Genomic DNA, 20,350 nt, shown 5'->3' with positions numbered 1-20,350 from the left:
GGATTCTCGGTGGGGGGTGGTGCGGGGTCAGGCCGCGGCGGGCGCGGAGTGCCGGACGATCAGCTCGGTGATCGCGGCGATGTTCCGGAAGTGCTCCGGCTTGATCTCGAGGTCGTCGACCGGGACCTGATAGGCGGTCACGATGTGGGACACCAGCCGGACGAGGCCGAGGCTGTCGATGACGCCGGAGGCGACGAGGTCGAAGTCGTCGGTGAGGTCGGAGGCGTCCTCGCCGGCCAGGTACTCGGCGGCGATGTGGGTGCGCAGTTCGTCGGCTATGGCGTGGGGGGTCGGTGTGGTCGTCATGCGGTCGCGGTCTCCTTCATGCGGTCGTCTCTGATCCGGTTGCGGTCGGGTTTGCCCGTGGAGGTGCGGGGCAGCGGCTGGTCGGTGAGTTGGACCGAGGACGGGATGGCATGCCGGGGCAGCCGTGCGCCCACGTGGCTGCGCAGGCCGAGGCCGGTCAGCGCGGCGGTCGGGCGCAGGGTCACCCTGGCGTGCAGGCGGGCGCCCGCCTGGTCGTCGGGCAGGGCGACGACGACCGCCTCGGCGACATCGGGATGGGTGGTGATGACGGCCTCGACCTCCTGGAGGTTGGTGCGGATGCCGCGCACCTTGACCTGCCAGTCGGCGCGTCCTTCGAGGTGGACGAGGCCGTCCGCGGCGCGGGTGACGATGTCGCCGGTGCGGTAGTGGGCGTGGCCGTCGATCTCGGTGAACGCCTGCTCGTTCAGGGCGGTGCGGAGGTAGCCGTCGGTCTGGAAGGGCGTGGCGACGACGAGTTCGCCGGTGCCGGGGCCGTCCAGCGGGGTTCCGTCGGGGGCGAGCACGAGAGCGCGTACGCCGGGGAGGGGGCGGCCGATCGGCATCCTGGCCTGCGGGTCCGGGGTGCGGGGGACCTCGTGCACGAAGGAGTCGTTGGTCTCGGTGCAGCCGAAGACGTTGTGGCAGCGCGCGGCGGGGTACGTCTCGAACACCGCCGGCAGCAGGTCGGCCGGCATCGCCTCGCCGGTGAACACGGCCTGCCGGACGGTGGGTTGGGCGGGGCCCTGCGCGAGCAGCCGGTGCAGCATCGGCACGCCCTGGACGAAGGTCACCCCCCGCCCGCTCACGAGCTCGGCGAGCCGGCCCGCGTCGGCGGCCTGCTCCTTGCCGACGAGGACGACCTGGGCGCCGAGCCGCAGGAAGGTCCATACGTCGAGCAGCGCGAGGTCGAAGTTGAGGGGGGCGTAGGAGAGGGCGACGTCGTCGCCGGTGAGGCCGAAGGCGTGGGTCGCCCAGTCGGCGAAGGCGGTGAAGCCGTCGGCGGGGATGGGCACGATCTTCGGGGTTCCGGTGGAACCGGAGGTGGTGAGCAGCAGCCGGGTGCGGCCGGGGTCGGGGATCGCGAACCCGGCCGCCTCGGTCTCGTCGGGCGGTATCGGCTCGGCCGACAGCGTGCCCCGCTCGTCCGCGCCGAGCAGCTGAACGGCACGTGCCTGCCGGCTCAGCCGGGCCAGCGCCTCGGCCCCGAGGTCGGGCGAGGGGACGAGGGCGACCAGGCCCTTGCGGAACACGGCCAGCAGCAGGGCGACGGTCTGCGGCGACTTGTGGGCCGGGACGCAGACGACGGCACCCGGCGTGAGGCCGAGGCGGTCCAGTTGGTCGGCGAACGCCGAGGTCAGGTCGTCGAGTTGCCGGTAGGTGACGCTCTGGTGGCAGCAGGACAGGGCGACGCGGTCGGCACGTCTTTCGCGATGGGCGCCGACGGCGTCGGCTAGGTGTGGTGACGGCATGAACGGCCCCCGGACGGTGGTGAAGGGAACCCGGCGCGTTCCGGTCGCCCTGCGGTCGGGCCCCGGTGCCGGGCGTTGATCACGACCCTCACTGTGTGGAGCGGGCCGGGGGTGTCACAAGCACGGTCCGTGATCCTCATCAGGTCCACAGGAATCCGTCAGGTCGCCCCCCGGGCACAGGGAGCGCCGGGCCGCGGATGGTGGCCGGACCACCTCCCGGAGTCCGTGCGGAGCGCTTTCGTCCGCCGGTCGGCGACCCGGTGTGGTGGTCCGGTCACCATCTGCCGGGCGGACGGGGTTCCCCGGGCACCTCCTGCGGACGCCCGGCCGCTCGGCAGGGTGGGACGCGTCAGAAGTCAGCGGGCGAGAGAGGCAGGCGTCACCGTGAGCAGAGCCGTCTTCAGCGAAGCCGTGTTCGGCGAGGCCGACTTCAGCGAAGCCGACTTCAGCGAGGCCGACTTCAGCGAGGCCGACTTCAGCGAGGCCGACTTCGGTGAAGCCGTCTTCGACCGCCCCGGCGCGGACCTCGGCTGGGCCGGCTTCCACCAGCCGCCGGACGTCGTGGCCGAGCTGTCCGCCGCGCTCTTCCCGCAGGTGCTGCGCCGCAAGGACCAGCGCTGGTGGGCCGAGCAGTACGTGCGCGGACTGCTCGCCGCGGACGGCCGCAAGTCAGTGCGCCGGATCGCCTCCGCGGTCGGCGGCGGGGCGGCCGAGCAGAGCCTGCACCACCTCATCGCCGCCTCCACCTGGGACTGGTCGCCGCTGCGAGCGGCCCTGGCCCAGCGGCTCCAGGACGCCGTCGCCCCGGCGGCCTGGGTGGTGCAGCCGATGGCCATCCCCAAGGTCGGCGAGCACTCGGTGGGCGTCGGCCGGCAGTTCGTGCCGCGCGCGGGCCGTCCGGACAGCGGGCAGCAGGCGTTCGGCCTCTGGTTCGCCTCCGAGCAGGCGAGCGCGCCGGTCAACTGGCGGCTGCATCTGCCCGGCGGCTGGATCCGCGACGCGGAACGGCGCCGCCGGGCGGAGATCCCCGAGGCCGCGGGCGAGGAGACGCTGGAGGAGTGCGCGGCCGCTGTCGTGCGGTCCACGCTCAAGTGGGGGCTGCCGCGCCGGCCCGTGGTCCTCGGGGCGGCGGGCCCGGACCTGGGTACGGCGATGCGGCGCTACCGGGAGGCCGGGGTACCGCTGCTGGTGCGGGTGCCCGGCGGCACCGCGCTGACCGTGGCCGAGCCGTCGCTGCCCGGCTTCGGTGCGGGACCGCTCGCCGCGCAGCGGATCGCCGACTCGGTCCGGGCCCTGCGCCGCCCCGTCCAGTGGGCCGATCCGCTGGCCGGCCCGACGACCGTACGCAGCTCGCTGGTGGTGGGCGTCCCGGTGACGCTGCCGGACGACGGGCGGCCGGGGCTGCTGCTCGGCGAGTGGCCCGACCCCCGGTCCGGCCCTCGAACCGGACCCCGGCCCGGGCTCCGCTCCGGCCCGCAGGCCGACCCGTGCCGCCCGCCGACGGATTTCTGGCTGACCGACCTGGACCGGATGCCGGTCCCCGCCCTGCTGAGGCTGGCCAAGCTGGCCCGCCGGGTGGCCCGGGACTGCGCCACGACCGGGGAGCAGGTCGGGCTACGGGACTTCGTCGGCCGCTCCTTCAAGGGCTGGCACCGGCACACCACCCTGGCCTCCGTCGCCTACGCGGCCCGCACGCTGGACACCTCCGGCGCCATCACAACACCGGCACGCAGCGCCTGACCCCGCCGTACGCCCTACTGCCCACAGCGAGCGCCTGACCCCCGCCGTACGCCCTATTACTGCCCACAGCGAGCGCCTGACCCCGCCGTACCCCCTACTGCTGCCCGCCGCCCAGCAGATGCCGTGTCCGATGCAGCCGCAGCGCCAACTGCACCTCCAGCGCCTGCGCGGGCTCCTGCCAGTCGGAGCCGAGGAGGTCGGTGATCCGCTCCAGGCGGCGCGAGACGGTGTTGGGGTGGACGTGCAGCAGCTCCGCCGCCCGCGTGGGGCTGCTGCCGGAGGTGAAGTACGACTCCAGGGTCCGCAGCAGCTCCGTCGACTGCTGGTGGTCGTAGTCCAGTACGGGCCCGACAGCCGACCGTACGAACCGTTCGACGTCCTGCTTCTCCGACAGCAGCAGCCCCAGGAACCCCAGTTCCTTCGGCGACGCCGTACCGCCGACGCCCTCCAGCACGGTCAGGGCCTCCAGGCACCGGCGGGCCTCCTGGTGGACGCGTCGGACGTCGTCCGGCGCGGTGGTCGGCCCGGCCGCGCCACCGGTCACCGGATGCCCGAGGACGACGGACAGTTCGCGCTGTACGGATCTGGCGGCACCCGACGGGTCGTCGCCGGGCAGCAGTAACACGATGTGGCCGCCGTCGACGTACTTGAGCCCCGACAGCCGGTGCGCGCACGCCGAGGCCCAGGCGTTGGCCCGGCTCTGCGAACCGCCTTCCGGGCGGACCACCACGACCACGTGCGGTTCGGCGAGGTCGACGCCGAGCCGGCGGCCGCGGGCCGCGAGCTGGGTGGGCGGCAGTTGGGAGACGTGCAGCAGGTCGTGCAGCAGCTCGTCCCTGACCTGGCCCTCGGCCACCGCCGTACTGCGCTGCATCAGCAGCTGCACCGCGACGGCCTGCGCGACCAGGCCCAGCAGTTGCTCCTGCGTCTCGGACGGGGGCCGGGCGCCGTGCAGCAGCAGGGTGCCGAGGCTCTCCGTGCCGCCGGTGACCGGGCATGCCGAGAGCACGCCGCCGGTGCCGTCGTCGCAGCGTACGGGCTCGTCGGCGGCCTGCGCGTCCAGGCACAGGCGGTCGAGCGGGGAGCCGTCCGTGCGGTTGTCTATGCGGGTAGATTCGGTGCCCGACAAAAAATCCGGGAAGCCTTCCGTACACGCGAGATCTTTGCCGATGGCGCCCCGCACCAGCAGCGGGCCGCCCAGTTCGGCGGCGGCCCGCTCCAGCAGGGCGGGCAGTTCGCTGCCGCCGAGGGCGAGGTCGATCAGACCGCGATGGACGCTGTGCAGGCGGCGCACGGCGGCCGAGGAGTCCATGGCCTGCGAGACGTCACCCGCCAGCTCGGCGACCTCGGTGCGGGTCCGCTCCAGCAGCCGGGTCCGTTCGATGGCGACGGCCGCGAGGTCGGCCAGCGAGGCCATCAGGGAGATCTCGTTGGGCAGGAAGTGCCGGATGTTGCGGTCGGCGACATAGAGCACGCCGAGCGTGGAGTGCTCGTGGCGCAGCGGGACGGCCATGATGGCCCGCAGTCCCTCGGAGCGGACCACGTGGTCGATGGTCTCGTTGTGGACGAAGGTGTCGTCGTGCAGGTAGTCCGGCGTCCAGAAGGGAGCGGACCGTTTCTGCGCGTGCGCTCCGACCCCGCCGGCGAACGGCACCTCGAACCCGACGGTGATCGCCGAGGCGTGCCCGTCCGCGGCTCTGACCTCGGACACCCCGTCGTCGCCGTGCAGGCTCACCCAGGACATGTCGAGGCCCATCAGCAGCCGGGCCCGACGGGTGATCACCGCCAGCAGGGTGTCCAGGCTGTACGGGTGCGTCAGATCGCGGGCCGTGTCGACCAGCGCGGACAGTCCGGCCTCGCGCTGCTGGCGCCGCGCGAACAGCTGTCTGACCTCCAGCGAGCGGTCCTTGGCCGTGGTCAGCTGCGCCAGGTCCGTCCCGTCGACACCGGCCTCGGCCGCCTGTCGCAACAGTTCCTCGAAGCGCTCGGCGGGCGCCTCTCTGGCCAGCAGGTCGAGCATCGCCAGCACATACGCGTCCAGCAGGCCCCCACCGGTCTGCAACCCGCGGCCCTCCCCCAGAGCATGGACCAGATCGTTCCGGAAAACCTAGTTCAGGTTTTTACCGAGGGTCAACCAGTCCTTGACCGGGTCACTTCAAAATCGCAGGTCAGCGGTGTCGACGGTGGTGCGGTCACCAAACCGGCGGGCCCGCGCTGTTGCCGGAGCACCTTCCGCCACGTCCGTCCCGCCCGTCACGCTCGGCAGCACAGGCAACGCACAGTGCGACGCCGCGCATCGACCGGAACGGGTGGGGACTCATGACGTACACGCCGCAGGTGCAGGACTATCAGCGCTCCCTGGAACGCAGTCGGCAGTCCCTCAACCGGGCCGACCGGCCGGACGTGTTCACCCTCGCCGGACGGCAATGGGACCTGCTCGACGAGGTGTTCGCGCCGGTGTACTCGCCGTCGACCGGCGTGGCCCTGGACTTCCTCGGCCTCACCGGCCCCGGCGCCGCCGAGGTGCGCGGCGGCTCGTTCCTGGAGATCGGCTGCGGTACGGGGGCCATCGCGGTGACCGCCGCCCTGGCCGGCCACACCCCGGTCGTCGCCTCGGACATCAACGTACGGGCGGTGGAGAACGCGGCCCTCAACGCCCGCCGCCACGCCGTGACGGACCGGGTCAGGACCGTGCACGGCGACCTGTTCTCCGGCCTCGACACCGACGAACGCTTCGACACCGTCTTCTGGAGCTCCAACTACGTGCTCGGACCCGACCATTACGAGTACCGCTCCGCCCACGAACGCGCCTACGTCGACGCCGGCTACCGCACCCACCGCCGCTACCTGGAGCAGGCCCCGCTGTACACCACGCCCGGCGGCCGGGCCCTGCTGCACTTCAGCAGCCGCGGCGACCACCCCTGCCTGACCCGCATCGCCGAGGAGACCGGCCGCGAGCTGCGGGTCCTGAAGAGCTGCCAGGTCCGGGAGGGGGAGTACGGCAACGACATCGTCGAGCACCTGCTCCTCCAGATCGTGCCGGTCGGCTGACCGTCGAGCACCTGCTCCTCCAGATCCTGCCGGTCGGCCGACCGGCGCGGATCGTGCTGGCCCGCTGACCGCACCCCACGGATCCGACCTGCGGAGAGACCGGATTTCCATGCGCACCCTGCTCGTCGACAACCACGACTCGTTCACCTACAACCTCGTCCACCAGCTCGCGCGCGTCACCGGCGCCGAGCCGACGGTCGTCCGCAACGACGACCCGGACTGGCACCCCGCCCTGCTGACGGAGTTCGACGCCGTCGTCATCTCACCCGGCCCCGGAACCCCGCAGCGCGCCGCGGACTTCGGCATCAGCCGGGAGATCGTCGAGCGCACGGACCTTCCGCTGCTCGGTGTGTGTCTGGGCCACCAGGGCATCGGGCTGCTGAACGGGGCGAGCGTCGGCCGCGCCCCGGAGCCCCGGCACGGCCGCACCTCGCCGGTGCTGCACGAGGGCGAGGGCCTGTTCGCCGGCCTGCCCTCGCCGTTCGAGGCGGTGCGCTACCACTCCCTCGCCGTCACCGGCCTCCCCGACCGCCTTGAGGTCACCGCGTGGACGCCGGACGGCGTGGTCATGGGCCTGCGGCACCGGGAACGGCCGCTGTGGGGCGTGCAGTTCCACCCCGAGTCGATCTGTTCGCAGTACGGCGACGAGCTGCTGGCCAACTTCCACCGCCTGGCCCGGACCGGCGTCGGCCGCCGCCGCGAGACGGTGACGCTCCGGCCCCCGGCGCCGCTGGCGCCTCCCCACACCCGCTCCGCGCACGAGACGGCGATGCCCCAGCCGCCGGCGCCCCTTCCCCGTACCCCCGCCCGTTCGCTGCGGGTGCTCACCGCCCAAGTCCCCACGCCCTGCGACGACGAGACGCTCCACGACCGTCTCTTCCACGCCGCCGACCACGCGTTCTGGCTGGACAGCAGCCGCCGCGACGGCCAGGGCCGCTTCTCCGTCATGGGCGACGCCTCGGGACCGCTGGCCCGGGTGGCCACGGCGGACGTGGCGACCAACACCGTCACCGTGCGGTCGGCGACGTCCGAGGAGACCGTGGAGGGCCCGTTCCTGGACTGGCTCGACCGGGACCTGGCCGCCCTCGACGTCGAAGTGCCGCCGCTCCCCTGCGACTTCGCCCTCGGCTGGACCGGCTACCTCGGCTACGGCCTCAAGGCGGAGTGCGGCGCCCCGCCCGGCCCGCGCGCGGAGGAACCCGACGCCGTGATGGTCTTCGCGGACCGCGCCCTCGTCCTCGACCACGAGACGGGTACGACCCACCTCCTGGCCCTCGCCGAGCCCGACGACCCGGAGCCCGCCCGCGCCTGGCTCGACGCCACCGCCCGCCGCCTCACCGCCCTCACCGGCGCCCTCCCGGCTCCGCCGCCCGAACCCCTGGCCCCCTTCGGGGAGGTGCGGCTGCGCCACGACCGCGACACCTACCTCCGGCTCATCGACGCCTGCCAGGAGGAGATCGCCGCAGGGGAGAGCTACGAGATCTGCCTGACCAACATGGCCGAGGCGAAGACGGGCGTGCACCCCTGGCAGGCCTACCGCTTCCTGCGGCGCACCAGCCCGGCACCTTTCGGCGCCCTGCTCCGCTTCGGCGAACTGTCGGTGCTCTCCACCTCTCCCGAACGGTTCCTGCGCGTCTCGGCCGACGGTGTCGTGGAGTCCAAGCCCATCAAGGGCACCCGCCCGCGCGGCGCCACCCCCGAGGAGGACGCCGCTCTCGTCGCCGACCTGCGCACACACGAGAAGGACCGCGCCGAGAACCTGATGATCGTCGACCTGGTCCGCAACGACCTGGGCCGCTGCGCCGAGACCGGCAGCGTCCGCGCCGACCCCGTGTTCGCCGTCGAGAGCTACGCCACCGTCCACCAGCTCGTCAGCACCGTGACCGCACGGCTGCGCCCCGACAGCAGCCCGGTGCGCTGTCTGCGCGCGGCCTTCCCGCCGGGGTCGATGACCGGCGCGCCCAAGCCCCGCACCATGGAGATCATCGACCGCCTGGAGGACGGCCCGCGCGGCATCTACTCCGGCGCCATCGGCTACCTCTCCCTGACCGGCGCCGCCGACTTCAGCGTCGTCATCCGCACCGCCGTCGTCACCCCGGGCCGGCTGCGGTACGGCGTCGGCGGCGCGATCGTCGCCCTGTCCGACCCGGCCGCCGAGTTCGAGGAGACGGTCGTCAAGGCGGCCCCGCTGCTAGCGCTGGCCGGCACCGGCTTCGCCGACCTCCGGCAGCCGCTGCCGACGGCCGCCCACTGACACCGCGGGCCCGGCTCCCCAAGGGGACCGGGCCCGCAGCAGTTCCTCTCCTACGACGTCGACGTCGACGTCACACTCGGCCAGACAGCGCAGCTCGCGCAGGGACTGCTCATGACAGCCCAGCAGCGTGTCGCCCTCCAGCGCCCGGCCACGCGCCGCCGCCTCCACCGTCTGCGTCGTCATCACATGCCCGGTGTTCCAGCTGACCAGGGTCCGCACCTGCTCGGCCCGCGTCCCCGACCACAGCAGCATCGGCGGCCGGGCACCGCAGGCCCGCAGACTCTGCCAGTGCTCACCGCCCAGCGCGGTCTCCCGCGCCCGGTACAGCAGCCGGGCGGTGGCCAGGGCGGCCGTGCCGCGCAGCCCGCTCGCCGCGGTGCCGGGCCGACGGTCGAGACGGGCGTCCACCTCGTCCTCCAGCGCCCCCAGCTCGCACGAAGCGGCCGTGCCCAGGCCCGCCAGCTCCACACCGCGCTCCCGGGCCCGCTCCAGTCCCGCCTCCTGGGCGGCGAGGACGGCACGGTACTGACGCACCGAGAAGACCAGAGTGGACTCGACGCCGATCCCCTCGGCCAGGCAGTCGGCCACGGTGTCGATGCCGGCCGCTGTCGCCGGCACGCTCACCAGCACGTTCGGCCGGTCCACCGCGCTGCGCAGCACCCGGGCCGCCGCCACCCACGCCTCCGGGTCGTCGGCCCCGTCGAAGGCGGCCGCGGCGACCGACACGAAGCCGCCGCGCACCCGCACCGCGTCACACGCCGCCCGGACCGCGCCCAGCGGCGTCCCGGACGCCATCCGGACCCCGCGGAATCCGCACCGCACGGCATCGAGCACCGCCGGGCCCTCCTGCGGGCCCGCCTCCCACCACGGCGCGACCCCTTCGGCGACGAGCTCCTCGAGGAGCCCCATAGCTTCAGACGTCATCACCCCCCAAACCTAGGGGGATTGGCTGGAACACGTCACTGTCGTCATCCAGACGTTGTCAGGTCTCCGCGCACTCCGTCAGGTGAGTTCACCGACGCGCTCACCGCTGTGCTCGCGGAAAACGGACACAAGAACCCCCTGACCGCGTTCCCGCAGGTCAGGGGGTTCTTTGTTGTGGAGCCTAGGGGAGTCGAACCCCTGACATCTGCCATGCAAAGACAGCGCTCTACCAACTGAGCTAAGGCCCCGGAAAAGGAACGTCCGTCCGGCGGAGTCACACCACCGGCGGGCGCCGCAGACCAGAGTACCGGGTCGCCAGGGGTATCTCGCAAAAAGATTGGGGGTCCCGATGAATGACCACTCTCCGTAAGATGCTCGGCGTGGTTCGCTACAGCGAACCGCCGTATTTGGGGAAGCGATGGGGAGACGCAATGGACGCCGCACAGCAGGAAGCCACCGCAAGAGCGCGGGAACTGCAGCGGAACTGGTACGGGGAGCCGCTGGGGGCGCTCTTCCGTAAGCTCATAGACGATCTTGGCCTCAACCAGGCTCGTCTCGCGGGGGTACTGGGACTGTCCGCACCGATGCTGTCGCAGCTGATGAGCGGACAGCGGGCGAAGATCGGCAACCCGGCCGTGGTGCAGCGCGTGCAGCTGCTTCAGGACCTGGCGGGGCAGGTCGCGGACGGCAGCGTCAGCGCCGCCGAGGCGACGGAACGGATGGACGAGATCAAGAAGTCCCAGGGGGGCTCGGTGCTCAGCAACACCACGACCACGACGAACAGTTCGGGAGCGCCGACGGTCAAGCGGGTCGTCCGCGAGATCCAGTCGCTGCTGCGCTCGGTCGCGGCCGCCGGCGACATCATCGACGCCGCCGACACCCTCGCCCCGACCCACCCGGAACTGGCAGAGTTCCTCCGGGTCTACGGCGCCGGCCGCACTTCCGACGCCGTCACGCACTACCAGTCCCACCAGAGCTGACGCGGTGAGGCGCGAGGGGGTCACGCCTCACCACAGAGGGACCGGAGAACGACACGTGGGGGCGTGTCCTTCCACCGGACCCGCACCACCCGGGCCCACACCGTCCGGACCGCACCACCGGGCCTGCACACCGGGCCTGCACCACCGGACCCGCACCACCCGGCGTTCTCATCCGCCGGTCTCGCATCGCACGGGCTCTCATCTCCCGGGCGGACGAGGTGCGGGAGGGGCATGAGGGGTGTCACTCATCTCCGAGGGACACGACGGGAGTCGTATCCCTCGCAGTGGGGGAAGCAAGGGGGGAGACCGAAGGGGGAGGAGCGACGCACAGCCATGGGTGAGGTCTTCGCCGGCCGGTACGAACTCGTCGACCCGATCGGGCGCGGTGGCGTCGGCGCGGTCTGGCGTGCCTGGGACCACCGGCGTCGGCGCTATGTCGCCGCCAAGGTGCTCCAGCAGAGCGACGCGCACTCCCTGCTGCGGTTCGTCCGTGAGCAGGCGCTGCGGATCGACCACCCCCATGTGCTCGCGCCCGCCAGCTGGGCCGCCGACGACGACAAGGTCCTGTTCACCATGGACCTGGTCGGCGGCGGTTCGCTGGTCCACCTGGTCGGGGACTACGGCCCGCTGCCGCCGTTCTTCGTCTGCACACTGCTGGACCAGTTGCTGTCCGGGCTGGCCGCGGTGCACGCGGAGGACGTCGTCCACCGGGACATCAAGCCGGCCAACCTGCTCCTGGAAGCCACCGGCGCGGGCCGCCCCCGGCTGCGGCTGTCCGACTTCGGGATCGCCATGCGGCTGGGCGAGCCGCGCCTGACGGAGACCGACCTCGTGGTGGGGACGCCGGGATACATCTCGCCCGAGCAGATGATGGGCTCCGAACCGGACTTCCCCGCCGACCTGTTCGCCGTGGGACTGGTCGCCCTCTATCTCCTGGAGGGCGCGCGGCCCGACACCAAGGCACTCGTGCAGTACTTCGCGGCGCACGGCACACCGGGGGCGCCCAAGGGCATACCCGAGCCGCTCTGGCAGGTGGTGGCCACCCTGCTCCAGCCCGATCCACAGGCGCGGTTCCGCACGGCCACGGGGGCGCGCAAAGCACTCGCCTCGGCCATGGAACTCCTGCCCGAGCCGGGCCCCGACGACGAGCTGATCGAGATCTTCGACCAACTCGGTCCCCTGCCACCGGGGTTCAGCCCCGAGGGACCACTCAAGCCGGCACCGGGTGTGGAGACGACCCGGGGGGCGAGGGCAGCGCGGGAGGCGCGGGAAGCGACGGGGACGCAGGGCATCAGCGGGCCAAAGACTCCACGAGGCGCGCCCGCTGAGCCGACGGACTCTTCCTGGCCGGACAGCTCCTCCGACTCCGTATGGCCGGGCACGGGTTCGGTGACGACCGATCCCCGTCGCGCCGCCGCCAGTTCGAGGCCGACTGATCCGCCTCGCGCCGCCGCGAATTCGAGGACGGCCGATCCGCCTCGCGCCGCCGCGAATTCGAGGACGACCGGCCCACATCACACCGACGCCCCCGGAGTCGTACCGCCCGACCCCCGACAAGGCACCGCCACCGGCCCCACGCCGGACATCACGCCACCCCGCCCTCAGCACCCGCCCGCCACGGACCCGTCGACCGGAGCGCAGCCGCCCTCCATGTCGGACACCGGCAGCTTCCACCTGCCGCCGCCACAGACGACCGCCCCAGAACCACAGCACAGCGGCGCACCACAGCAGCCCACGCACCCAGCCTCGATCGCCCCCCACGACCCCACGCACGTCCTGCCCACCCCCCGTCCCGAAGCGCCCCACCAGCCCAACCAGCGCAATCAGCCCGGCCAGCCGCACCAACCGCACCAGTCGCCCCACCCGGCACCGCCCCTGGCCCCACCGCTCCCGCGGCAGCCCGCCGATGCCTCTACCGCTTCATACACCGCTCAGGTCCCGCAGGTTCCACCTCCGGCTCAGGCAATCCCCCGCCGCCGCGGCTCAAGGGCCCGACGCCGCCCGGGCCCCCCGGCCAAGGTGGCGCTCCCCCTCCTGCTCCTGGCGCTGACCTGCTACGCCGTGGGCTTCTGGGCACTGACCCGCATCTGATCACCCCCCCCCCACGAACAAGCGGAAGACGACGGCCCGGCCGCTCCACTTGGCCAAGCACCCCTACACGGCACCCCTGGCCCGCCGCCGAGCCACCACCGTCCACACCCCGAGCACCCCCAGCAGCACAGTCCCGCCCCCGATCCCGGCGACAGCGACCACCGTCATCACCGCATCGCCCCCCGCGGCCCCGCCACCGCCGCCGTCACCTCCCCCTGCGACCCCGGCCCCCGGCCCCTGCCCCTGCCCCTGAGCCGCCACCTCGAAGGGCCCCGGAGGCTGGAACCGCCCGTCATACGCGGGCCCCGCCTCGGCCGAGCCGTCGACCCGCACGCGCAATGTCACTCCGAAGGGCCCGGCACCGTACTCCTCGCCCATCTGCTCGGAGAGATGGAGGACGAGGTAGTACGACCCGGCGAACCGCGTGCCGCGCACCGCGTCGGAGGAGTCGTAGCGGTTGGCGTAGTCGACCGGCGGGACCGGGCGGAGCGCGACCGTCTTCTGGCCGCCGCTGTAGCCGAAGCCCACGTCGGCGACGGGACCGCGCGCGGGGTTGTAGAGGGACATGGTCAGGGCGCCGCCCACATAAGCGCCGCGGATCGTGCTGCCCAGTTCGGCGGTGGCGCCGAGTCGTTGCCCCCAGCCGACCGGTACCGCGTAGAAGAGCGTCTGGCCGGGGGAGATGTCGGCGCGCCAGACCCCCTGCTCGACCGGCGCGGCCGAGCCGAAGCCCGCGCCTCCGGAGCGGGGTGTGGCCGCGCCCGTGACGCCGCCGGGGGAGGCGGAGTCGGAGTCCTGGTCCGGGCTCCCCGGCGGAGTGGTGCCCACGGCCTTCTCAAGCCGCGGTTCCAGGAACGGCGCCAGCTCAAGATCCCAGTCGTCCGGGGTCCCGCCCGTCCCGGCGATACGGTGCACGATCACGTAGTAGGAGCCGTCGTCCTGGCACGCCGTCCGCCGGGGGGAGATCTCCCGTGTCCCCGACACCACGAGCGGCCGCGGACTGCGCCCCGCACGCACCAGATCGCTCTCGATGGAGCAGTTACGGCTGTCGGCATCCTGCACGGTCACCCTGATGCCGTCCGACGCGGTCACCGTCGCGCCCGCGCGCGGGACCGCGGTGACGGAGACGTACGCGTCGGAGGTGTCGTCGAGATCGAGGCGGTAGTAGACGTCGCCGTCCGCCGGCAGGGAGCTCTTGTAGGTCTTGCCGGGGACGAGGAGCTCGGCGTCCCCGGTGCCCGCGGCACCGTCGACCGGCTGATCATCGGGCGAGAAGCCGTACGACTCGGCAGCTGACCGGTCGGAGAGGCCGTACGACCCGACAGCTGACCGGTCGGAGAGGCCGTACGACCCGGCAGCTGACGAGTCGGCGTCGAGGCCGTACGACCCGGCAGCCCTCGCCCCCTCGGCCGCGAGTGACGCCGTCTGCCCCATCAGGGTGACGGCCGCCACGACCGTTCCCACGAGCGCCGGGCGCAGAGCGGTCCACGGCCGAGAACGCCACCGCACGGTACGCCGCCCCACCGCAACCCGCCACCTCTCCTCGTCGCCGGACCGTGGCCCATCCTGCCCAGCCGGGGCGGCGCTCACCCCCGTATTCAGGCCACCCCGTATTCCAGGCGCCTTTCAGGCGACGCAAAACCCTTCAGGCAACGCAAAACCCCGACCGCAAGGCGGCCGGGGTCTGTTCAGTATCGGGTGTCAGTGCTCACGAACCCGTGGGCACGGAGTCAGTCGCCTCCGTCCACAGATCCTGCTCGGCGCGATCCGCCTGGATCTGGCGGTACACGAGGAGCCCGCCGATGGCGGCCAGTGCGACCAGGAGAAGCTTCTTCACCGCGCGACCTCGTCTTTCCTTGACGTAGGGGACCTCTGGCGCCCGACTATACACACCGTCCGATACCGATCGGTGACCTGCGTCAGCCCCCCAACTTCCGCCTTCCGCACCGCAATAGAAGCGGATGATCCCGCTCCGATCAGTGGGTGATCACACCTCCACACACAGTGACTTTTGAGGCGGTCTCTCCGCTCTCCTCCGGATTTCTGACCCCCTGCGCCCATCCGGGTGGTGTTCATCTGAAGATCGACGCGCCATGGGCGTCGGTCCGTGCTTTCGCGGCCCTCATACACATCATGAGGAAAGTACGCAAATCGCCCAACCCGAAAGTAGAGGGACCATGGACCGGAACAAGGTCATGAAGCTGTGGACCGCGATCGTCACCGCCTTCCTGGCGCTGTGCACGACGCTCGGACTCGTCACCACCACCGCCGCGGCGGCCGTACCGCAGGCCGACACCACGCGCACCAGCACCGCGCCGGTCACGACGCAGGAGCCGGCCCCGTGGGCCGCGGCCTGGTCCTGGTCCTGGTCCTGGTCCCTGACCCATGCCAGGTCCCTGCCGCCCACGATGAAGCAGCGCATCCGCGCCGAGGCCCACGGCAAGACCCCGAGCTGCCGCCACCGCTCCCCGTCGGACACCGAGTCCACCGAGTCCACCGAGTCCACCGACGAGGCGACCGCCCTCTGCGACGACACGGCCGCCGCCCCGCAGGCCGAGCCGGCTGCCCCGCACGGCCGCTGAACACCCGGCACGCGCGCACGACCCCGACGTAACGGCACGACGTAACGGCACGACGTAACGGCACGAAGTAGCAGCACGGCGTAACAGCACGGCGTAACAGCACGGACGCACCAGCACGGACGCAACAGCAGGACGCAACGGCACGGATGTAACAGCAGACCCACGTACCGCTCGTACACGCCCCCTCTGCCGGCTACCTGCCGGAGGCCTACCGCTCCCATCGCGAGCAGCGGTTGCCCCACGGCCGGGAAGGGCAGTGGGTGATCCAGGAAGACGGCCCGATCGAACACGGAGCAGCCCTCCACCACTGAAGGACCAACGACTTCCGCACACATGGATCCGGTCGAGCGTGAGGCCCGGATGTCCGTCATGGAGGAAAGGGCGCGTGCACTCGCCGCCTCTCACTGACGTACGACTCCGAAGGCCCCGCAGCCGGAACCGCCCCATCGTCCGGCACCGGTCCCTCCCCTCGTGGGGACCGGTGCCGAACCCTGGGGCAGCGTCGGCCCGCGCCAGGGCGGCGTGGGCCGGGCAATGGCCGGAACATGGCAGTCCGGATGCGGCCGGTGATTACTCCGGCGGAAGCTCAGGCAACACACAGTCAACGCGTTGCGGTGGCTTGATCCTGCCCTTTGGTGTCGCCGCCGGGGAGGTTCCGGACTCAGGGGATCGACTTTTCCGCAGGTCAGCCCTATAGAGTGAGTTTTCCGGTCCGGATGTCCAGCGGCGAGGGAAGTAAGGGGTGGAGGCCTTGAGTTCCGACTCAGGGGCACGCACGGCCTTCGCCGAACGCCTCGCGCTGCTGTACCGGGAGGCCGGAAACCCTCCCCTCAAGAGCGTGTCCGAGGCGGTCGGCCGACTCCAGCGGGTCGACGAACGGGGGCGTCCCGTACGGGTGTCCGCGCAGCGGATCAGCGACTGGCGCCGGGCGCGGAACGTACCCGCACAGTTCACCGCGCTCGCGGCCGTCCTGCACATCCTGATACCCCAGGCGCGCCGCGCCCAGCCCACCCCGGTCTCCACCGGGCTCTACGACCTCACCCACTGGCAGCACCTGTGGGAGCGGGCGATCACCGGCGCCGCCGACGAGGAGCGCCCTCCGTCCGAGGCCCCGCCTCCGCCCGCGGCCGGCGTCTGCCCCTACCGCGGTCTCGCCTCGTACCGTCGCGAGGACGCCCGCTGGTTCTTCGGCCGCGAACGCAGCACCGACGCCCTCGTCGCCCAGCTGCTGTGCGCGGAGCGGACCGGGGGCCTGGTCATGCTGGTGGGCGCCTCGGGAGCGGGGAAGTCCTCCCTGCTCAACGCCGGTCTGGTGCCCGCGCTGGCCGGCGCCGGCCGGGAGGTGGTCCAGCTTGTGCCGGGCACCGATCCGCTCGCCGAGCTGACCCGCCGTATCCCCGCACTCGCCGCGGCCCCGGAACCGCCCGATCCCACACTCACCGCGGTCCCGGACCCGTCCGGTCCCCCACTCGCCGCGGTCCCGGACCCGGCCGACCCCCCACTCGCCGCGGTCCCGGACCCGGCCGATCCCGCGTTCGCCCGGACCGTACGGGACTCCGTGCGCGCGTGGGCCGGCGAGGGCTCGTCCGGTGGGCTCCGGCCGGTCCTGATCGTCGACCAGTTCGAAGAGACGTTCACTCTCTGCGCCGACGAGGCGGACCGCCGTACGTTCGTCCGACTCCTGCACGCCGTGTCCACACCCGGCGACGGCCCGGACGATCCGAATGATCCGAACGATCTGGACGATCCGGATGATCCGGCCCCGATGCTGGTCGTCCTCGGTATCCGCGCCGATTTCTACGAGCAGTGCCTCTCCTATCCCGAGCTCGCCGACGCGCTCCAGCACCGGCACATGGTGCTCGGTCCGCTGACCGCCACGGAGCTGCGTGAGGCCGTGACCGCCCCGGCCAAGGCCGTGGGTCTTGAGCTGGAGCCCGGTCTCGCGGAGCTGATCGTGCGTGAGGTGAGCGCCGACGGGCCGCGCGGGGAGCACGACGCCGGGGTGCTGCCGCTGCTCTCCCACGCCCTGCTCGCCACCTGGCAGCGCCGCAAGTCGGGGCGGCTGACGCTGGCCGGATACAGAGCCGCGGGCGGCATCCAGGGCGCCGTCGCGGCGACGGCGGAGCGTGCCTGGTCGGGCCTGGACCCGGCCGCCCGTACCGCCGCGCGACTGCTTCTGCTGCGGCTGGTCCGGCTCAGCGAGGACACCCAGGCCACCCGCAGGCGCGGCACCCGGCGTCAGCTGGCGGCGGAGTCGGCGGACCCCGACAAGACCGAGGAGTCCCTGGAGGCGCTGGTCCGGGCCCGGTTGGTGACCCTGGACGCGGAGACCGTGGAGATCACCCACGAGGCGCTCCTGCACGCCTGGCCGCGGCTGCGCGAGTGGATCGACGAGGACCGGAGCGGCAACCTGCTGCGCCAGCGCCTGGAGGAGGACGGCAGGTCCTGGGAGGCCGCCGAGCGCGACTCCGCGCTCCTGTACCGCGGCTCGCGCCTCGAACAGGCGCGCACCTGGGCCAAGTCGGCCGGCGACACCTTCCTGACCCGCAGCGCGGTGGAGTTCCTGGCGGCCTCGGTACGGCTGCGCCGGCGCACGGTGTGGATCAGCCGGGCCGCGATCTCCGCACTGCTCGCGCTCACGCTCGTCGCCGTCTGCGCGGCGGTGATCGCGTGGAAGCAGCGGGACGACGCCGTCTTCGAGCAGGTCGTCGCCGAGGCGGACCGCTTCCAGGACACCGACCCCTCTTTGTCCGCCCAGTTGGCTCTGGTGGCGCACCGGCTGCGCGGGGACGACGAGGGCGCGCGCAGCCGCGTGCTGTCGACGGCGAACGCCCCGCTGGCCACCCCACTGCTCGGCCACACCGGCGCCGTCTACCTCACCTCGTTCAGCCCCGACGGCCGCACGCTGGCCACCGCCAGCTACGACCGCACGGTCCGGCTGTGGGACGTCTCCGACCCCGCCCGCCCCGAGCCGCTCGGCAGGCCCCTGACCGGCCACACGAGCTGGGTCAGCAGCGCGGTCTTCAGCCCGGACGGCCACACCCTCGCCAGCGCCTCGGACGACGGAACGATTCGCCTGTGGGACGTACGGCGGCCGGGCCACCCGCGTTCCCTCGGCACCCCGTTGACCGGCCACGGCGGCACGATCTACCTGGTCGCGTTCAGCCCGGACGGCCGCACCCTGGCCTCCGCCGGCGACGACCACACCGTCCGCCTGTGGAACGTGACCGACCCCACCCGCCCCGAGCCGCTCGGCAGACCGCTCACCGGCTCCACCGCGGCCGTGCGTTCCGTCGCGTTCAGCCCGGACGGACGGACCCTGGCGGCCGGGGGCGACGACGACACGATCCGGTTGTGGGACACGACCGACCCGCGCGAACCCGAGCCGCTGGGCAGCCCGTTGACCGGGCACACCGGAATCATCCACTCCGTGGCGTTCAGCCCGGACGGCCGCACCCTCGCCAGCGGCAGCACGGACGACACCGTACGGCTGTGGAACGTGGCCGATCCGCAGGCGCCCGAGCCGCTGGGCACCCCGCTGACCGGGCACACCGGCCCCGTCTGGTCGGTGGCGTTCAGTCCCGACGGCACGCGTCTCGCCGCCGCGAGCGCGGACAGCACGGCCAGCCTGTGGAACGTCGCCAACCCCGCGTCCCCGTCCCAGATCGGGGAGCCGCTGTCCGGCGCGAGCGGGGAGATGTACGCACTCGGCTTCAGCCCTGACGGCCGTACGCTCGCCACCGGCAACGGCGACAACAAGGTCCGTCTGTGGTCGATCCCCACCTCGGACATGACCGGCAGGCTCGGCGCGTTCCGCCCCGACGGCCGCGTCCTCGCCACGGCGGCCCGCGACGAGAACATCCGCCTGTGGAGCATCACCGACCCCGACCGGCCCCGGCGGCTGGCCGCGCCCTTCAGGCCGGGGGAGGGCGACATCCGCGCACTGGCGTTCGCCCCGGACGGCCGGACCCTCGCGGTGCTGACGGGCAGCCACGCGGTGCAGCTGTGGAACGTCGCCGATCCCCGCCACCCGGTCCCCTACGGCCGCCCGGTCCGCCTCCAGACCCGCTTCCCGGGGCCCGAGGCGCTGGCGTTCAGCCCGGACGGCCGCCTCCTGGCAACGGCCCACGACGACCGCACGATCCAGCTGTGGAACGTCACCGACCCGGCCCACCTCACCCGGCTCGGCGCCCCGCTGGCCGGACACAAGGGGTACGTCAACTCCCTGCTGTTCAGCCCGGACAGCCACACCCTGGCCAGCGGCAGCGCCGACGACACGGTCCGCCTGTGGAACGTCGCCGACCCCGGGCACGCGACCCCGCTCGGCGCCCCGCTCACCGGCCACTCGGGCCCCGTCGACACCCTCGCCTACAGCCCCGACGGCCGCATCCTTGCCTCCGCCGGCGACGACGACACGGTCCGCCTGTGGAACGTCGCCGACCCCGGCGAGGCCTCCCGGGTCGGCCCCGTCCTCACCGGCCACACCGAGGCGATCGTGTCCCTCACCTTCAGCAAGGACGGCGACACCCTCGCCAGCGGCGGCAACGACAACACGATCCGCGCCTGGGACGTCACCGACCCGGCGCTCGCGACGCCCATCGGCCAGGCGATGAGCCCGGGCGGCAAGACGGGCAGCTTCCTGTCCTTCAGCCCGCGCGCCGACCTGCTCGGCATCTCCAGCGGCGTCGACACCGTACGGCTGTGGAACCTCGACACCGACACGGCGGTCCGCCGCATCTGCTCGGCCACGCACGGCGTCCTGACGCCCGGGAAATGGCACGAGTACCTGCCGCGACTCTCCTATGAACCCCCGTGCGAGGACTGACGGGATCACGTGATCCCCGTCACAACCCCTCACCGGTCCCGAGCAGCCGCCTCCCCCAGCACCGTCACCGTTGTTAGCCTTGGCCATAGCCCGGTCGCTGGTGCATCCCCCGTCGCCAGCGACCGGGC

At 72.7% G+C, this 20,350-nt stretch carries 13 protein-coding genes and 1 tRNA gene; 7 read left to right on the top strand and 7 right to left on the bottom strand.

Going from position 1 to position 20,350, the window contains the following annotated elements; genetic code table 11:
• Nucleotides 1-27 precede the first annotated feature (27 nt).
• On the bottom strand, nt 28-306 hold the full coding sequence (locus EJC51_RS24875; RefSeq protein WP_126273097.1) for an acyl carrier protein: 279 nt from the start codon (nt 304-306) through the stop codon (nt 28-30).
• Nucleotides 303-1,775 (bottom strand): AMP-binding protein, encoded by a 1,473-nt coding sequence (locus tag EJC51_RS24870; protein WP_126273096.1) that lies wholly within the window; start codon nt 1,773-1,775, stop codon nt 303-305. Before EJC51_RS24870 ends, EJC51_RS24875 begins: the two co-directional genes overlap by 4 nt.
• Before the next feature lie 384 nt (nt 1,776-2,159).
• Here EJC51_RS24870 and EJC51_RS24865 point away from each other — a divergent pair, with 384 nt between their 5' ends.
• Nucleotides 2,160-3,515, top strand: a complete 1,356-nt coding sequence (locus EJC51_RS24865; protein ID WP_166682901.1) for an IS701 family transposase — start codon at nt 2,160-2,162, stop codon at nt 3,513-3,515.
• 94 nt (nt 3,516-3,609) lie between these two features.
• Here the strand turns inward: EJC51_RS24865 and EJC51_RS24860 are convergent, their stop codons facing one another.
• Complete coding sequence (locus EJC51_RS24860) at nt 3,610-5,577, bottom strand: helix-turn-helix domain-containing protein (protein ID WP_244362827.1); 1,968 nt, start codon at nt 5,575-5,577, stop codon at nt 3,610-3,612.
• Nucleotides 5,578-5,834: 257 nt separating this feature from the next.
• Here EJC51_RS24860 and EJC51_RS24855 point away from each other — a divergent pair, with 257 nt between their 5' ends.
• Nucleotides 5,835-6,566, top strand: a complete 732-nt coding sequence (locus tag EJC51_RS24855) for a methyltransferase domain-containing protein (protein ID WP_126273094.1) — start codon at nt 5,835-5,837, stop codon at nt 6,564-6,566.
• Between the two features lie 109 nt (nt 6,567-6,675).
• Nucleotides 6,676-8,820: an aminodeoxychorismate synthase component I gene (gene pabB, locus EJC51_RS24850; protein WP_126273093.1), complete on the top strand. Its 2,145-nt coding sequence runs from the start codon at nt 6,676-6,678 to the stop codon at nt 8,818-8,820.
• Here pabB and EJC51_RS24845 read toward each other — a convergent pair.
• Together EJC51_RS24845 and EJC51_RS24840 are read right to left on the bottom strand one after the other, a co-directional pair.
• Complete coding sequence (locus EJC51_RS24845; protein WP_126273092.1) at nt 8,758-9,744, bottom strand: transaldolase family protein; 987 nt, start codon at nt 9,742-9,744, stop codon at nt 8,758-8,760. The genes pabB and EJC51_RS24845 overlap by 63 nt on opposite strands.
• A 175-nt stretch (nt 9,745-9,919) precedes the next feature.
• A tRNA-Ala gene (locus EJC51_RS24840) sits at nt 9,920-9,992 on the bottom strand.
• Between the two features lie 183 nt (nt 9,993-10,175).
• On the opposite strand from EJC51_RS24840, the gene EJC51_RS24835 reads away from it, so the two are divergent.
• Both EJC51_RS24835 and EJC51_RS24830 read left to right on the top strand, forming a co-directional pair.
• Nucleotides 10,176-10,724, top strand: a complete 549-nt coding sequence (locus tag EJC51_RS24835; RefSeq protein ID WP_126273091.1) for a helix-turn-helix domain-containing protein — start codon at nt 10,176-10,178, stop codon at nt 10,722-10,724.
• A 333-nt stretch (nt 10,725-11,057) separates the two neighbouring features.
• A complete protein-coding gene (locus EJC51_RS24830) occupies nt 11,058-12,815 on the top strand; it encodes a serine/threonine-protein kinase (RefSeq protein WP_126273090.1) in 1,758 nt (585 codons plus the stop codon).
• A 63-nt stretch (nt 12,816-12,878) separates the two neighbouring features.
• Here the strand turns inward: EJC51_RS24830 and EJC51_RS24825 are convergent, their stop codons facing one another.
• Nucleotides 12,879-14,267 carry a hypothetical protein gene (locus tag EJC51_RS24825; protein WP_244362825.1) on the bottom strand — a complete coding sequence of 463 codons (1,389 nt, stop codon included), beginning with the start codon at nt 14,265-14,267 and terminating at the stop codon, nt 12,879-12,881.
• Nucleotides 14,268-14,523: 256 nt separating this feature from the next.
• Nucleotides 14,524-14,652, bottom strand: a complete 129-nt coding sequence (locus EJC51_RS48255; RefSeq protein WP_003999697.1) for a DLW-39 family protein — start codon at nt 14,650-14,652, stop codon at nt 14,524-14,526.
• A 340-nt stretch (nt 14,653-14,992) separates the two neighbouring features.
• Between EJC51_RS48255 and EJC51_RS24815 the strand changes: the two genes are divergently transcribed.
• Together EJC51_RS24815 and EJC51_RS24805 are read left to right on the top strand one after the other, a co-directional pair.
• Nucleotides 14,993-15,397: a DUF6344 domain-containing protein gene (locus EJC51_RS24815; RefSeq protein ID WP_126273088.1), complete on the top strand. Its 405-nt coding sequence runs from the start codon at nt 14,993-14,995 to the stop codon at nt 15,395-15,397.
• Nucleotides 15,398-16,139: 742 nt separating this feature from the next.
• A complete protein-coding gene (locus EJC51_RS24805; RefSeq protein ID WP_126273087.1) occupies nt 16,140-20,222 on the top strand; it encodes an nSTAND1 domain-containing NTPase in 4,083 nt (1,360 codons plus the stop codon).
• Nucleotides 20,223-20,350 lie beyond the last annotated feature (128 nt).

This window comes from Streptomyces aquilus, from assembly GCF_003955715.1.
Taxonomy (GTDB): Bacteria; Actinomycetota; Actinomycetes; order Streptomycetales; family Streptomycetaceae; genus Streptomyces; species Streptomyces aquilus.
Note: the sequence above shows the minus strand (reverse complement) of the source record. Positions and strands in the feature narration are given on the sequence as shown.

Bases quoted from the DNA above. Each gene is read 5' to 3' on its own strand.
- EJC51_RS24875 (WP_126273097.1), bottom strand. From the start codon at position 306: ATGACGACCACACCGACCCCCCACGCCATAGCCGACGAACTGCGCACC.
- EJC51_RS24855 (WP_126273094.1), top strand. From the start codon at position 5,835: ATGACGTACACGCCGCAGGTGCAGGACTATCAGCGCTCCCTGGAACGC.
- EJC51_RS24845 (WP_126273092.1), bottom strand. From the start codon at position 9,744: ATGACGTCTGAAGCTATGGGGCTCCTCGAGGAGCTCGTCGCCGAAGGG.
- EJC51_RS24830 (WP_126273090.1), top strand. From the start codon at position 11,058: ATGGGTGAGGTCTTCGCCGGCCGGTACGAACTCGTCGACCCGATCGGG.
- EJC51_RS24815 (WP_126273088.1), top strand. From the start codon at position 14,993: ATGGACCGGAACAAGGTCATGAAGCTGTGGACCGCGATCGTCACCGCC.
- pabB (WP_126273093.1), top strand. From the start codon at position 6,676: ATGCGCACCCTGCTCGTCGACAACCACGACTCGTTCACCTACAACCTC.
- EJC51_RS24870 (WP_126273096.1), bottom strand. From the start codon at position 1,775: ATGCCGTCACCACACCTAGCCGACGCCGTCGGCGCCCATCGCGAAAGA.
- EJC51_RS24835 (WP_126273091.1), top strand. From the start codon at position 10,176: ATGGACGCCGCACAGCAGGAAGCCACCGCAAGAGCGCGGGAACTGCAG.